The 15,601-nt window shown below is 48.2% G+C and carries 15 protein-coding genes; 13 read left to right on the forward strand and 2 right to left on the reverse strand.

The genetic code is table 11. From position 1 onward, the window contains the following. The first annotated feature begins 34 nt into the window (after window positions 1–34). Complete coding sequence (gene oxyR, locus L4D76_RS20300; protein WP_428442694.1) at window positions 35–934, forward strand: DNA-binding transcriptional regulator OxyR; 900 nt, start codon at window positions 35–37, stop codon at window positions 932–934. Between the two features lie 163 nt (window positions 935–1,097). Here the strand turns inward: oxyR and L4D76_RS20305 are convergent, their stop codons facing one another. Next, window positions 1,098–3,671, reverse strand: a complete 2,574-nt coding sequence (locus L4D76_RS20305; protein WP_428442695.1) for a penicillin-binding protein 1A — start codon at window positions 3,669–3,671, stop codon at window positions 1,098–1,100. Between the two features lie 150 nt (window positions 3,672–3,821). On the opposite strand from L4D76_RS20305, the gene pilM reads away from it, so the two are divergent. From pilM to dam, 9 genes are all read left to right on the forward strand, one after another. Then, window positions 3,822–4,847 carry a type IV pilus biogenesis protein PilM gene (gene pilM / locus L4D76_RS20310; protein ID WP_428442696.1) on the forward strand — a complete coding sequence of 342 codons (1,026 nt, stop codon included), beginning with the start codon at window positions 3,822–3,824 and terminating at the stop codon, window positions 4,845–4,847. Next, entirely contained in the window at window positions 4,844–5,461 is a 618-nt protein-coding gene (locus L4D76_RS20315; protein WP_428442697.1) for a PilN domain-containing protein, read from the forward strand. The genes pilM and L4D76_RS20315 overlap by 4 nt, the downstream gene beginning before the upstream one ends. Beyond that, entirely contained in the window at window positions 5,454–6,038 is a 585-nt protein-coding gene (locus tag L4D76_RS20320; RefSeq protein ID WP_428442698.1) for a type IV pilus inner membrane component PilO, read from the forward strand. Before L4D76_RS20315 ends, L4D76_RS20320 begins: the two co-directional genes overlap by 8 nt. 15 nt (window positions 6,039–6,053) lie before the next feature. Further along, window positions 6,054–6,572, forward strand: coding sequence for a pilus assembly protein PilP (locus tag L4D76_RS20325; protein WP_428442699.1), 519 nt, complete (start codon window positions 6,054–6,056; stop codon window positions 6,570–6,572). Window positions 6,573–6,594: 22 nt separating this feature from the next. Next, window positions 6,595–8,310, forward strand: a complete 1,716-nt coding sequence (locus tag L4D76_RS20330; RefSeq protein ID WP_428442728.1) for a type IV pilus secretin PilQ — start codon at window positions 6,595–6,597, stop codon at window positions 8,308–8,310. 162 nt (window positions 8,311–8,472) lie between these two features. Continuing rightward, on the forward strand, window positions 8,473–8,991 hold the full coding sequence (gene aroK, locus L4D76_RS20335; protein WP_428442700.1) for a shikimate kinase AroK: 519 nt from the start codon (window positions 8,473–8,475) through the stop codon (window positions 8,989–8,991). 20 nt (window positions 8,992–9,011) lie between these two features. Beyond that, entirely contained in the window at window positions 9,012–10,091 is a 1,080-nt protein-coding gene (gene aroB, locus L4D76_RS20340) for a 3-dehydroquinate synthase (RefSeq protein ID WP_428442701.1), read from the forward strand. 12 nt (window positions 10,092–10,103) lie between these two features. After that, the gene (locus L4D76_RS20345; RefSeq protein ID WP_428442702.1) at window positions 10,104–11,618 is read left to right on the forward strand and encodes an SPOR domain-containing protein; all 1,515 of its coding nucleotides are present in this window, start codon (window positions 10,104–10,106) and stop codon (window positions 11,616–11,618) included. Between the two features lie 121 nt (window positions 11,619–11,739). Then, on the forward strand, window positions 11,740–12,576 hold the full coding sequence (gene dam, locus L4D76_RS20350) for an adenine-specific DNA-methyltransferase (protein ID WP_428442703.1): 837 nt from the start codon (window positions 11,740–11,742) through the stop codon (window positions 12,574–12,576). Here dam and L4D76_RS20355 read toward each other — a convergent pair. Then, the gene (locus L4D76_RS20355) at window positions 12,573–12,794 is read right to left on the reverse strand and encodes a DUF2970 domain-containing protein (RefSeq protein ID WP_428442704.1); all 222 of its coding nucleotides are present in this window, start codon (window positions 12,792–12,794) and stop codon (window positions 12,573–12,575) included. The two genes, dam and L4D76_RS20355, sit on opposite strands and share 4 nt — an antisense overlap. A 171-nt stretch (window positions 12,795–12,965) precedes the next feature. Between L4D76_RS20355 and rpe the strand changes: the two genes are divergently transcribed. From rpe to trpS, 3 genes are all read left to right on the forward strand, one after another. Next, on the forward strand, window positions 12,966–13,637 hold the full coding sequence (gene rpe, locus L4D76_RS20360) for a ribulose-phosphate 3-epimerase (RefSeq protein WP_428442705.1): 672 nt from the start codon (window positions 12,966–12,968) through the stop codon (window positions 13,635–13,637). 2 nt (window positions 13,638–13,639) lie between these two features. After that, window positions 13,640–14,323 (forward strand): phosphoglycolate phosphatase, encoded by a 684-nt coding sequence (locus L4D76_RS20365; protein ID WP_428442706.1) that lies wholly within the window; start codon window positions 13,640–13,642, stop codon window positions 14,321–14,323. A gap of 85 nt (window positions 14,324–14,408) precedes the next feature. Beyond that, window positions 14,409–15,413, forward strand: a complete 1,005-nt coding sequence (trpS, locus tag L4D76_RS20370) for a tryptophan--tRNA ligase (RefSeq protein WP_428442707.1) — start codon at window positions 14,409–14,411, stop codon at window positions 15,411–15,413. Window positions 15,414–15,601 lie beyond the last annotated feature (188 nt).

Raw genomic sequence — 15,601 nt, forward strand, 5'->3', positions numbered from 1 at the left:
GATAGTTAATTCCTATCACATGGCGAAAAACCACATGAACATCCGTGATCTTGAATATCTGGTTGCTTTATCTGAGCACAAACATTTCAGAAAGGCGGCAGAAGCCTGTTTTGTCAGTCAGCCGACGCTGAGCGGGCAGATCCGCAAGCTGGAAGATGAATTAGGGGTCTCACTGTTAGAACGTACCAGCCGCCGGGTGTTATTTACCGATGCCGGGCTGAGCCTGGTGGCGCAGGCGCAGAAGGTGTTACTGGAAGTGAAAGTACTGACCGAGCTGGCGAGCCAGCAAGGGGAAAGTATGGCAGGCCCGCTGCATATCGGTTTTATTCCCACGGTTGGGCCGTACCTGTTGCCGTTGATTATCCCAGCCCTCAAAGAGGCATTTCCGCATTTGGAATTGTTCTTACATGAGGCGCAAACCCATCAGCTGGTGCATCAGCTTGAAGCCGGCAAGCTGGACTGCCTTATTCTGGCGGCGGTGAAAGAAACCGAGCATTTTATTGAGTTGCCACTTTACGACGAACCGATGGTTGTTGCTGTTCCCGATGCTCACCCCTGGGCAGAGAAAACGTCGCTGGATATGGCAAGCCTCAATGGTGAAACGCTGCTGATGTTAGGTGATGGCCACTGTTTGCGTGATCAGGCGATGGGATTTTGCTTTGCCGCCGGAGCCAAAGAAGATGGCCAGTTTAAAGCGACCAGTTTAGAGACGCTGCGTAACATGGTGGCGGCAGGCAGTGGCATTACGTTACTGCCCAAGCTGGCTACACCGAAAGCGCACAGTCGTGATGGTGTTAGCTATATTAAGGCTTATGATCCGGTACCGACCCGGTTGATCACCTTAGCTTATCGGCCAGGCTCACCGTTGCAGGCGCGTTATGAAAAAATAGCGTCGTTGATCAAAGAACATATACCTGCGGTGCTGGCAGGGTGAGAGTATACCCAAACCACTTCAAGATGCTGTGCTCAGCGAGAATTCAGTGGCTTTTAGGCAAGGCAGCCATATGAGCGAATAGTGGTTCTATTTGGACTTTGGGTATAGACACAAAAAGAGCGCCATTTCGGCGCTCTTTTGTGGTATTGATTAGCAAGTGTTATCAGAACAGTTCATCAGAGCTATCTGATTCAAACACACTGTCTGATCCGCCCTCTGTCACCATCTCGGTTGGCTCAGAGCCTTTGGTGAAGTATTCAAACATTGAGCTAAAGTCGTTACGGTTCGATAACTTGCCGGTTTCACGGTCAATACGCACCGTCACGATATCATTTGGCAGTTGCTTACGTTGAACCGGAACATCTTCCAGCGCGGCTTTCATGAACTCGACCCATGCTGGTTGAGCTGTTTTTGCCCCTGCCTCACCGCCGGAAATCTGCTTTTTACCCAGGTTATTGTTCCATGACGCTTTGCCAAGCTCACGGCTATGGCTGTCAAAGCCGACCCAGGCCGTCGCGACAATGTTCGGTCCGAAGCCTGAGTACCACGCATCTTTCGAGCCGTTCGTGGTACCGGTCTTGCCGCCGATGTCACGGCGCTTCAGTACCTGACCACGCCAGCCGGTACCATTCCAGCCGGAACCATGGCGCCAGTCGCCACCGCCCCAGATATTACTTTCCATCATCTCACGCACCAGGAATGCATTTTGTTCTGAAATCACCTGCGGCGCGTAGTTAACCTGCTGCTGATCGAGTTCCTGATCACCGCCTGCGGTACCCAGTTCCTGCTCACTAATGGCAATGTCGTTCAGTACGGCACGGCTGGCAGCGACAGGATCCCCCGCCTGTTGCTGTTCCTGCTGACATTCACTATTGCAAACAAGGTTCGGGTTAGCCTGATAGATCAGGTTGCCATAGGCATCTTCAACTCGCTCAATAAAGTAAGGTTCAACGTAATAACCACCGTTAGCAAAAACAGAGAAACCTTGTGCCATTTCTATCGGCGTTAAGCTACCTGCCCCCAGAGCGATGGCTTCGGCGCGAGGCAAGTCTTTACGTTTAAAACCAAAGCGAGTCAGGTAACTGATGGTCTGATCTAAGCCGACACTGCGTAATACGCGAACGGCCATTACGTTTTTCGATTGGGCCAAGCCCAGACGCAGACGTGTCGGACCATTATAGGTTGGCGGTGAGTTTTTCGGACGCCATGCTGTTCCCTGACTCTGATCCCAGCGGTTAACGGGGGCATCATTGATTAAGGTCGCCAGCGTCATACCGTTATCTAAAGCGGCAGAATAAATAAAGGGCTTGATACTTGAGCCAACCTGACGCACTGACTGGGTGGCACGGTTAAACTTACTATGGACAAAATTAAAGCCGCCCACCATGGCCGCGACAGCGCCGTTTTGCGGTGAAACGGCAACAAAAGCGGTATTGGCATCCGGTACCTGGCTCAGTACCCAGGTCTGACTTTCGGTATTGTCTTCACCGGTGCGAACTTGTTGCTGCACCCAGATTTGCTGGCCGGTTGCCAGGATCTCGGTGGCGGCTTTTGGTGCGGATCCCTGACGGGTATCAGAGATAAATTTCCGTGCCCACTTCATGCCATCCCATTCGATGATGACGTGTTCACCGCCTTTTACCACAACCTCTGCTGACTGGCTGTTCACTTTGGTGACAACGGCTGAAATCAAGTCACCGTAGCCAGGCTGTTTATCCAGGTGCTCGGTGATTGCAGTGATATCCCATGCTGGCTGGCCGGGTTGCCACAGTGTCGCCACGGCACCACGGTAGCCATGGCGCTGATCATAATTTAGCAGGTTGCTGATGGCGGCACGTTCTGCAGATTTTTGTAATGATGCATTCACGGTGGTGTAGATACGCATGCCGGAAACATAAGCCTCCTCACCGTAGCGTTCAAGCATCCAGGCGCGAGCGCGTTCAGCAAAGTACGGGGCATTCAGCTCAATTTCTGCACCATGGTAACGAGCAGTAATGGGTTCAGAACGCGCCTGATTAAGTTCGTYTTGAGTAATGTAGCCTTCAGAAAACATCCGGCCCAAGACGACATTGCGGCGTGTTGTTGCACGATCCAGTGAGTAAATTGGGTTCATGGTTGACGGGGCTTTGGGTAAGCCGGAAATCATTGCAATTTCGCTGAGCGTCAGTTGATTGACCTCTTTGCCAAAATACACTTGTGCCGCCGCACCGACACCATAAGAACGATAACCGAGATAAATCTTATTGAGATAGAGTTCCAGAATTTCATCTTTGCTCAGCAGCTGCTCGATGTGAATAGCGATAAAGATCTCTTTGATCTTACGCATGATCTTTTTCTCGTTAGAGAGAAAGAAGTTACGTGCCAGCTGCTGGGTGATTGTACTTGCCCCTTGCTTGGCTGAGCCAGAGGTGGCAACGACGAATGCTGCACGGGCAATACCTATCGGGTCAATCCCCGGATGTTCGTAATAACGGCTGTCTTCGGTAGCTATAAATGCGTTCAGCATTTGAGGTGGAATATCTTTCAGCTCCAATGGGATACGCCGTTTCTCACCGAATTGTGAGATCAGCTGGCCATCAGCACTAAACACCTGCATTGGTGTTTGCAGTTCGACATTTTTTAATGTTGCAACATCTGGGAGCTCTGGTTTTACATAGAGGTAAAAACCAAAGATTGTACCGACTCCAAGAATTATGCAAATCATTGCAAGTATAAGTAATCGCTTTATGAACTTCACTTGAGATTTCCCGTTACGCCATCGTCCAACCGGTCATTATCCATTATCTTTCAATCAATAGTATAAAGATAACAGAAATTAAATTAATGCCATCGGATGGTGTTTATTAGAAATAGTTTGCTTTTCCGTTATCAGGGAGCATAACACGGTATGTTTGGTAACCCATTAAGTGTTGGGATAGATATTGGCAACCACAGCGTTAAAGCGGTTGTGTTAAATCAAAAAAAAGAACAACTGGAATTATCGGCATTTGCTGAAATTATTCTGACCACTGCCATCATTAATGATCAGCATAGCGTGAATACTCCTGCCTTATTGTCAGTGATTCGTAAATTAAAAAAGCGTTTCCCTTTTGGTGCAAAAAAAGTGACGCTGGCATTACCCGATAGTGCCGTGATCAGCAAAGTCATTCAGCTCGATACTAATCTCAGTGACGAAGAGGCAGAGTTTGCCGTTTCGCAGGCGCTTGGCGCTTCGTCACCCTTTCCGGTCGAAGAGCTCTGGATGGATTTTTTTCCTTTGATCTCCGATTCTTTTACCTCTCCGACAATAACGGCGCCGTACCAGGTTTTTGCTTCGCGCAAAGACACCATCGATACCCGCATTACAGCCATTAAAAAAGCAGGTTTAACACCGAAAGTCATGGAGTTACAAACCCATGCTTTACTGTGGCTGGCTGACCACTATACGGCAATGTCAGGAATGGATGAGCATTGGTGCGTCGTCGATGTAGGTAAGCGCCAGACAGGGTTCAGTGTTAAACCCCCTGGAGCGGCGGCTTATCACCGTGAAATAGCGTTTGGTACCAGCCAGATCCCGGATGCAAGGGGCGAGGGCGGTGACAATAGGCAGATGCTTTCATTGCCAAAAGAACCGTCACCACCGTCTGATGTGATGGAAAACTTCACTAAGCAACTGGCCAATCACCTGAAAAGACAATTTCAGTTGTATAACTCCACCCACCCGAGAACAGCGTTGAAAGGCCTTTGGCTGTGTGGTGGGAGCCAGGATGTGGTCTCTGATGAATTACTCAGCCGCTGGCTGGGTATTGAGGCGGTATGGATGAACCCGTTGAGTTGCTTCCCGAACAGTCAAAAACTTGATGTTATGTCTACGGGAAGGTACAGCCAGTATGCTGTTGCGGCGGGATTAGCACTTCGTGGACTTGCCGAATGATCGATAAATTAAACCTGCTGCCGTGGCGTGAAGAAAAACGGAAAAAACATAAGCAACGTTTTGTCGGCATGCTCGTGATAGCTGTGGCTATCGTTGTGGCGAGTCATTGGCTGGCAGCCAGCTATATCGTTCAGCAAAAGTCATTACAGCAGTCACGAAATCAACAGTTACAACAAGAGATCGCTGTTTTGGAGCGGCGACGGGCATTTTTACCCGAGCTGGATAAACAGCGTGATGCGCTAAACAAGCGTTTGCGAGTGATTGCCAATATTCAGCAAGAGCGTAATCGGGTGACTCAACTTTTCAGTATGTTACCGGCATTAATACCACCTGGTGTTTATCTGGAAGATTTAACGTTAAAAGCGGGAAATGTATCGCTCAATGGTGTTGGCGAGTCGAATGGCCGGTTAGCATCGCTGTTGTCGAATGCAGAGAATTCAGCCTGGCTTGAAAATGTGGCGATGCATTCGATTATCGCAACCAAAGGGAAGAATGCAGAGGAACTTACTCGCTTCAAAGCGTCTTTTACTATGGTCAGGACCACGGATGAGGGTCGGGCTGTGCGCAATAGTAACCTGAAACGAAGCACTAGTAAGGAGCGAAACGGTGAGTGACTGGCATGATTTAGATTTAGATGAAATCACGGACTGGCCGATCATTCCTCAGTTGGTTGTCGTGCTATTTCTGGCACTTATTGTTGCCGCTGCTGGTTACTGGTACTGGCTGACTCCGTTGCAAAATGAACTGGTAACCCTTAAGCAGCAAGAGGTGGAATTACGGGCCAGGTTTACTAATCGAGTCACCCAGGTTGCTGCGTTGCCGACAGTAAAAAAGCAGATTGAGGAGTTAGAGCGGCGTTATCACATGGTGATCAATCAACTGCCGGTAGAAAAAGAGCTGGCGAGCTTACTATCGGGCATTAATGACATCGGGATCAGAAATGGGCTGGAGTTTCAGCGTATTCAATGGGCGCCGCGCATTGAACGGCGCTGGTATTACGAGCTGCCGCTGAATATGCAATTAACCGGCAGTTATGAGCAGATCGGTCAGTTTGCGGCATCGATTGCGAAGTTGCCCCGTATTGTCACGCTCAAAGACTTTGATTTAAAAGTGGTCGAACAAAAAGGACAGCAAGAGGCGTTGTCGCTGACAGTATCTGCCAGTACCTATCGCTTTAAAGCCTCCGAGTAATTTTCAGGAATCACTATGAAGAAATTGTGGCTTATTGTATCGCTGACGTTATTGCTATTGGGATGCCAAGCCAATGAAGACCCGATTCAGGCGTTTATTTCACAAGCGCATATCAAGGTGAAATCTAACGTTGAGCCGCTACCCGACCCGTTTGAGTTTGTTGCCGACGAATTTGTGATGACCAGTCGGCGGATCCCCTTTGTTCGTCCTCGCCCTGAGCGGCAGGGTCGCGAAGAGGGCAGTAATAAAGACTGCTGGCAGCCGGACTTAGAACGACCCCGAACGCCACTGGAAAACTATCCGCTCGGCAAACTGACGATGAAAGGCGTGCTTGGCGATGACAGCCTGCTTTGGGCATTAATTTATACCCCGGATGGTCTGTTGGTGAAAATTCGGGAGGGGCATTATCTCGGTTTAAACCATGGCAAGGTCCAGCGTGTTAACGCCAGCAGTATTGAGATTGAAGAAACGTTGTCCGATGGCGCTGGTTGTTGGCTGAAAAGGCCAATGAAGCTGACTCTGACTCAGCCGTAAGATAGGAAGAGACCGAAAAGTGATGAAAATAAATATTCTGGCAGTTATGCAAGCAAAAATTGTACGCCTGTTTGTTCTCTGTTTGTGTATCGCTCCTATGGCATTAACCGTTGCCGCAGCCAGCAAAGTTGATAATCAGGTCGCCAAGATTGATTTTAAGCGCGACAGTGAGGGGCGGGGCGTCTTAAGTGTGCAGTTGGCAAAGGTGCAGTCTTTGGTGGATATACGTAAATCGGGTAGTCAATTGCATGTTGAAATAGTTGATACCACCATTGGTGATGAGATGCTTTATGTGCTGGATGTGACCGATTTTGCCACGGCAGTGAGTTCAATTGAGACCTTCCGGACGGGTAAAGGTGTCAAGTTGGTCCTCAATATGACGAAGACGTTTCATTATGATTACACCTTGAAGGATACCAAGTTTGACATTGTGGTTAGCGCCAAACAAAAAAAGGAAGACGAAGCACAACAGCAGGAGCTCACTTATAAAGGCAAGCCAATATCAATTAACTTCCAAGATGTGCCGGTACGTAACGTGCTGCAGCTTATCGCCGAATATAATGATTTTAACCTGGTCGTCTCTGATACCGTACAAGGTAATGTGACACTGCGCCTGGACGATGTGCCGTGGCCACAAGTGCTGGATATTATTCTGCAGGCCAAAGGGCTGGATAAGCGAGTTCAGGGCTCTGTGGTACTGATCGCGCCAAAGGCGGAGCTGGCACAGAATGAACAGAAAGCCCTGGAGGCAAAGCGCAAAGAAGAAGAGTTGGCGTCACTGCGCTCTGAGCTGATCCAGGTGAATTATGCCAAAGCCATGGATTTAGCCAACTTATTGCAAGGTACTGAAGATGGTATCAGCATGTTGTCACCTCGTGGTTCTTTGCATGTGGATGCACGAACCAACTCACTTATTATTAAGGATATTAATGACAGCGTTGACAGTCTCAAAGAGATTATTGTCGCATTGGATAGACCGGTGAAACAGGTACAGATTGAAGCACGTATTGTGACGGTGGATGAAGGAGATGTTGATGAGATTGGTGTTCGCTGGGGGCTCTCGAACAGAAATGGTGACTTCACGATCGGAGGCTCTGTCGAACATAATCTTGATTCCGTCGGATTATTGGAGGGTGACTCAACCGTAGATGACTTTCTTAATGTTAATCTAGCGGCGGTGAAAACCGGTGCATCGAGTATTGCTTTTCAGGTGGCCAAAATTGGCGATATCTTGCTCGATTTAGAGTTGTCAGCGCTGCAGGCTGAATCTAAAGCTGAAATTATTTCCAGTCCGCGTTTAATTACGACCAACAAGCAAACCGCCTATATCGAACAGGGAACTGAAATTCCTTATTTGGAGGCAGCATCCAGTGGCGCGGTCTCTGTTGCGTTCAAAAAGGCCGTGCTGAGCTTAATGGTCACCCCGCAAATAACACCGGATAATAAGCTGGTTCTTGATCTGGTGGTAACCCAGGATAAGCCCGGTGCAACAATCAGTACCGGCACCGGAGAGGCCGTCGCGATCAATACTCAGCGTATCGGGACCCAGATATTGGTTGAAAATGGTGAGACGGTTGTACTTGGCGGGATCTATGAACAGCAAATTAATAATTCCGTCGAAAAAGTACCGTTATTAGGTGATTTACCGGTTTTAGGGGGCCTTTTCCGCCATAGTTTGGAAGAAATGGGTAAGCGTGAGTTGTTGATTTTTGTCACTCCAACGATCATTTTTCAGTAATCTTTACTTAAGAATGCTTCTAGCTCTTGCCAAGAGGCAGTGAGTCCTGAGATAATTTTCGGTCTTATCACGAATTATATGTGAGGAAGTTGGCGCCTCGGGCTTATTATTCATAGCCTGCGGGCGGTGTCGTTTTCTTAACCGCGCGTAAAATTGCTAAAAATGGCTGAAAAACGAAATATTTTCCTAGTCGGCCCAATGGGTGCCGGCAAAAGTACTATTGGTAGACATCTTGCACAGCAACTGCATATGGAATTCTTTGACTCTGATACCGTCATTGAAGACCGTACGGGTGCTGATATTAGTTGGGTCTTCGATGTTGAAGGCGAAGCTGGTTTCCGCGTTCGCGAAGAAGGTGTCATTGATGATCTGACACAAGAGCAAGGTATTGTGTTAGCGACAGGCGGTGGCTCTGTAGCAAGTAAAGAGAACCGTAATCGCTTATCTGCACGTGGTGTGGTGGTTTATCTGGAAACTACCATTGAAAAACAGTTAGCACGTACACAACGTGATAAAAAGCGCCCACTGCTGCAGACTGATAAACCACGCGAAGTGCTGGAGGCACTTGCGGAGGAGCGCAATCCGATGTATGAAGAGGTAGCTGACTACGTTGTTCGTACTGATGATCAAAGTGCGAAAGTGGTCGCGAACCAAATCATCAAAATGATTGAAGAGCGTTAATAACACAAGAGAAGCTGACCATGGAACGGATCAACGTCAATTTAGGTGACAGAAGCTACCCTATCTCTATCGGCGCCGAGTTATTTAATAACCCGGCGTTGTTTTCGCCTGCCATCAGTGCAGGTCGACGTGTCGTCGTGGTTAGTAACGAGACAGTCGCCCCGCTTTATGCTGAACAGGTGATGACAACCATCCGCTCATTAGAGTGTAAGGTTGCGCTGCTGGAGTTACCCGATGGCGAGCAATACAAAACGTTAGATACGTTTAATCAAATCATGACTTTCTTACTGGAAGGTAATTATGGTCGTGATGTGGTGATTGTAGCGCTAGGTGGAGGGGTGATTGGTGATGTGGTCGGTTTTGCTGCGGCCAGTTATCAGCGAGGGGTAGATTTTATTCAGGTACCGACCACATTATTGTCTCAGGTCGATTCATCGGTTGGTGGTAAAACTGCCGTGAATCATCCGCTGGGCAAAAATATGGTTGGGGCTTTTTATCAACCTAAAGCGGTAGTGATTGATAATTATTGCCTGCAAACCTTACCCTCGCGCGAATTTGCGGCAGGTATGGCTGAAGTCATTAAATACGGCATTATTGCCGATTATGACTTTTTTGTCTGGTTAGAGCAGAACATTGAAAAACTACAGGCATTGGATAACGATGCACTGTGTTATGCCATTGGTCGTTGTTGTCAGATCAAGGCCGATGTCGTTGCCGCCGATGAAAAAGAGTCTGGCGTTCGCGCTTTACTCAATTTAGGTCATACGTTCGGTCACGCGATTGAAGCGGAAATGGGCTATGGTCAGTGGCTGCATGGTGAGGCCGTGTCGGCCGGTACCGTGTTAGCCGCACAAACTGCTTGCGAGCAGGGGTTGCTGAACCAAGATGATGTGACCCGTATTATCCGCCTGCATGAACGTGCACAGCTGCCTGTTCATGCGCCGGACTCGATGAGCTTTGACAGTTTTATCAAGCATATGATGCGGGATAAAAAAGTGCTGTCAGGGCAATTGAGGCTGGTATTGCCAACATCAATTGGTACAGCTGAGGTGGTATCTGACGTACCACACGACGTTCTGCGTCGTGTAATTGATGCTTAAGTTGTAACGGTAATGACAAGCGACAGTAATGCAAGAACATTGGATCTGGATAGCCAGATCCAATTGCTTTCCCGAATTCAATTCTTAACCCGTTTTAGTTCTAATCTTATTCAAGTCACAGGTGGTGACGGTGCCGGAAAAACCTGGTTGGCACAGCGCTATCTGGAGCATTGGGCCCCCGACTCTAATCAGGCACTGTTGACGTGTTATCCGACCCAGACAGATAGCCAGCACCGTTCAATTTTACTTAAACAGCTAGTGGCCAAGCCATTGTTCAACGATCAGGATCCCCTGGTGCAAAGCCTTGAACGCATGCTGGAAGGCAATCGGTGCAATGTATTGCTGGTGATTGATGACGCTCAGTTATTGAGCCCTACCATGATCGCCGAGTTATGGGCCTTAGTGCTGAAAGCGCAAAATGAACCGCTGTGGCAGATCAATATATTGCTGTTGAGCCAGCCCGGGCGGCTCAATAAGTATTTAGACCAGGTCTCTCATGGTCAGGGGCAAGTGCCGCTTGAATTAGAAATTTCTGATTTAACTGAACAAGAAACACAAAGCTTTGTCGAAGTTATGCTCTCTGGCGATCAGCTGGATGCAAATGGAAGACGTGCACTCAAAGAAAAGGCCGCAACAACGGCTGCTCGCCCGGGTGCTTTAATGCAATTAGATCATACAGAGAGTAAAGATATGACCAACTCGTCATCGCGTATTCTTTCACCTGCCGCATTATTTGTTGTACTGCTTGCGGTCGTCGGCGCGGTGCTCGTTTTTTGGCTGTTCCCAGCCGATGACGGTACGACAACAGCAGTTCAAACGGACAATGTGCCAGCGGTAGAAGAACCATCAGCGAGCGTCAAAACCGGCCGTTTTGATGAAACCGAGCAGGTTGAAGCCGATCAACGCGATCCGGCGACCGTTAAGTCTGTAACACCACAAGATGAGATCAACGATGATTCTCATGTCTTGCCTCCTGAACTGTCCCTTGAAGGGCTAACAGTCGGACGAAATGATGATAACAAACGTGTGGTGGTACCATCACAGGTTGTTGATGCCATGATATCGGAACAAGCGCTCGGCGGTAGCGGAGAGCAAGCCATTGCTCAACAAGAACTACCGAATGAAACCGCAATGACTACGTTAACTGACACTCTGGTGAAAACGGCAGAGCCAGCAGTGGTTTCAACAACCGAACCTGAAGCTACGTCTGTAGAAGCTAAGCAGGTAAGTGTGCTTGGCAGCGAACTAAAAGCGATCGACAGTCGCCACTATACGCTGCAGTTGGCGGCATTGAAGTCGTTATCGGCGGCAAAAAAGTTTGTCACGGAACATGAAATCAGCGAAATAGCCAAAATGTATGAAACTCGCCGTAATGGTGAGCCGTGGTTTATTGTGATCATCGGAGATTACCAGGATATCGTGACCGCACGCAGGGCTGAAACCCAATTGCCCGGAGGCGTTCAGGCCGTGCAGCCTTGGGTTAAATCTTATGCGCAAATTCATCGCGAAATTGATCGGGTAAAATAATCTTAATATCCTTGCGGTTTGGTGGTAGATATTTCCGGTAATTGGTATCAGACAACGTGATAAATGAGGTACAATCCGCCACCTTTCGAGGGGTCTTGGTATTGGTGGTAGGTTTAGCTGAATGAAAAAGCATCGTGCATTTCTGAAATGGGCTGGGGGTAAGTATTCTCTGGTCGAGGAAATCCAACGCCACCTGCCCCCCGCGCGTAAGTTAGTTGAGCCTTTTGTCGGGGCCGGATCGGTGTTTCTGAATACTGACTTTGAACAGTATCTACTGGCTGATATTAATCCGGATCTGATCAATCTCTACAATCTCCTCAAAGAGGATCCTGAAAAGTACGTTGAAGATGTACGAAAACTTTTTACCCCTGAATATAATCAGAAAGAAGCGTATTTAAAGATCCGTGAAGAATTCAATAAAACACAAGACCCCTATCAGCGCTCGCTGTATTTTCTCTATATGAATCGCCATGGCTTTAATGGTTTATGCCGTTATAACAAAAAAGGCGGCTTCAATGTGCCGTTTGGTTCCTACAAAAAGCCTTATTTCCCTGAAGATGAGATGTACTATTTCGCCGAGAAAGCGAAACGCGCCACTTTTGTTTGTGAAGGTTACCATCAGACATTTTCGCGAGCGCGCAAAGGTTGTGTGATTTACTGCGATCCACCTTATGCGCCACTGTCGACGACCGCTAATTTTACGTCGTATGCGGGTAATGGCTTCAGTCTGGATGATCAGGCAGCACTGGCTGATACGGCAGAAAAAGCGGCAACAGAGCGCGATATTCCGGTATTGATTTCAAATCATGATACCACCCTGACCCGACGTTTATATCATGGTGCCGAATTGTCGGTTGTGAAGGTAAAGCGAACGATCAGTCGCAATGGTGCGGGGCGTAATAAGGTTGATGAGCTACTGGCACTCTTCAAAGCGTCAGACAGTCAGCACAACGATTAATGGATTGCGGTGACCGATAGGGTAACCGTGATTAACAACGCGACAAAAACCACAATGGCGATGATACCGCCAATAATAAACGGCCAGGGGCTTTGCTGATTAAAGTCCTGCTGGCGGTTGCTATCTGACTGCACGCCAAATAAGGCCGCAGCCACGCTAAGTGCCACATTTCTTATTTTTCCTTTCTGTGGCCGTGAATTTTCATCCTGTTCCGGCATTCTTCTCTCCCTTGCCCATATTTCGTTCTTGTCTTTTTAGCTTATACCTAAACCATCCCTTAATGCTGACTCACAAGTCGTTTGGGTATATCCATTAAGACATTGTTAACCGGATCGGGTAGAATTGCGGCGATTTTAACCGTGACCATTGGTATCGTATAGAGGCTGAACATGAAGGATTTTTTGATTGCACCATCTATCTTGTCTGCAGATTTAGCACGTCTTGGTGAAGATGTTGAGAAAGTATTGGCTGCAGGCGCTGATGTGGTGCACTTTGATGTGATGGATAATCACTATGTACCAAACCTGACTTTTGGTGCGCCAATCTGTAAAGCATTGCGTGATTATGGCATTACAGCCCCGATCGATGTGCACCTGATGGTAAAACCGGTTGACCGAATTATTCCGGATTTTGCTAAGGCTGGCGCAACGATGATCACCTTCCATGCTGAGGCCACTGAACATCTGGATCGTACCCTGCAGCTAATTAAAGAACACGGCTGTCAGGCAGGGGTGGTATTAAACCCTGCAACGCCACTTCATTCTCTTGATTACATCATGGATAAAGTTGACATGATCCTGCTGATGTCAGTGAATCCTGGTTTTGGTGGTCAGTCTTTTATTCCGAACACGCTGGATAAATTACGTGAAGTACGTAAGCGCATTGATGAATCAGGCCGTAATATTCGTCTGGAAATTGATGGCGGTGTGAAAGTGGATAATATTCGCGAAATAGCAGAAGCGGGCGCAGATATGTTTGTCGCTGGCTCTGCCATTTTCAATCAGCCGGATTATAAAGCTGCGATCGATGCAATGCGTGAAGAGCTGGCTAAGGTTGAGTGATAATGAAACCGTTTGAAGGCATAAAATTTATTGCTTTTGATCTGGACGGAACGCTGCTCGACAGCGTTCCCGATCTGGCGGATGCGGCAGATCAAGCCATGCAAGCGTTAGGCCGTCCCGGAGTCTCGGTTGAGCAGGTTACCCTCTGGATCGGTAACGGTGCCGATATTCTGATTGGCCGGGCGTTAAGTCAGAGCCTTGAGGTTGCCCCTGATCTTGATCCAGCCTTGCATCAAGAAGCCCGGACTTTATTTGACCGCTTCTATGACGAGGGCGGTCACCAGAAAAGTACCCTGTACCACGGTGTGAAAGAGACATTGTCGGCTTTCCACCAAGCTAAGATCCCCATGGCGATTGTCACTAACAAGCCTGCTCAGTTTGTTCCTCACCTGTTGGAACAACACGGTATCAGTGATTATTTTGCTGATGTTATCGGTGGCGATACCTTCTCGCTGAAAAAGCCGGATCCTTATGCGTTGCACTGGTTGATGGAAAAACATCAGCTGGCAGCCTCCGAGATGCTGATGGTCGGCGACTCCCGCAATGATATTTTGGCGGCTAAAGCAGCAACATGTTATGTTGTAGGTCTCACATATGGTTACAATTATGGCCAGCCAATTAGTGCCAGTGATCCAGATATTGTGTTAGATCACTTTAGTCAGTTGACCGAAGTGGTTAGAATCTAGATTCTAGAAACGAGCCTTTTTTTTGATATATCTGTCAGCGGCGATAGGGCCGCGGCTTAGTCAGGTTAGATAGGAAAATCCCATCATGAGTAAACCCATTGTTTTAAGTGGCGTGCAGCCTTCCGGCGAATTGAGTATTGGTAACTACATGGGTGCGCTGCGTCAGTGGGAACAGATGCAGGATGACTACGATTGCCAATACTGTGTGGTTGACCTTCATGCCATCACAGTACGTCAGGATCCGGCCGCGCTTTATGAAGCAACACTGGATGCATTGGCGCTTTGCCTTGCAGTAGGCGTTACCCCGGAAAAGAGCACACTGTTCGTACAGTCCCATGTGCCTGAGCATGCTCAGCTTGGCTGGATTCTAAGCTGTTATACCCAGATGGGTGAGCTTAGTCGTATGACTCAGTTTAAAGATAAATCGCAGCGTAATGCCGATAATATCAATTGCGGGCTGTTTAGCTATCCGGTACTAATGGCGGGAGATATTCTGCTTTACGGCGCAAACCAGGTGCCTGTGGGCCACGATCAGAAGCAGCACCTAGAGCTTGCTCGTGACATTGCGAACCGTTTTAACAACCTGTACGGCGACACGTTTGTGGTTCCGGAACCGTATATTCCACCGGTTGGTGCGCGTGTAATGAGCCTGCAAGATCCGCTGAAGAAAATGTCCAAGTCAGACGATAACCGCAATAATGTTATCGGCCTGCTTGAAGATCCGAAAGCGATCACCAAGAAAATCAAACGTGCGGTTACCGATTCTGAAGATCCCGCGCGTATCGTTTTTGATATCGCTAACAAGCCGGGTGTGTCTAACCTGATGGGTATTATGTCGGGTGTGACGGGTAAGAGCCTGGATCAGATCGAGGCAGAATACACAGACAAGATGTACGGCCATCTGAAGAAAGATACGGCAGAAGCCGTTGTGGCGATGGTTGAGCCTCTGCAGGTGCGATACAAAGAGTACCGGGAGGATCGTGCATTCTTAGATCAGGTGATGAGTGCTGGTGCTGAGAAAGCGTCAGCGCGCGCATCTGTTGTCCTGAAAAAAGTGTACGAGGCGGTAGGTTTCGTTCCCCGTCCGTAATATCAGAAACCCTCTTTAATCCCCCAAAGCCGGCATTTTGTCGGCTTTTTTGTGCTGTTAATTCAGGCAATACCGAACGCTGCACTCATTATTTACCCATCCTGTTGAAAAAAAGCCTGTTTTATGAGCGCCACATCAATTATTAGAGTATTAGCTCTGTTTCATGTCACATTTGTCTCGTGAATGAC

Origin of the sequence: Photobacterium sagamiensis (assembly GCF_050337085.1) — a bacterium.
Lineage (GTDB): Bacteria > Pseudomonadota > Gammaproteobacteria > Enterobacterales > Vibrionaceae > Photobacterium > Photobacterium sagamiensis.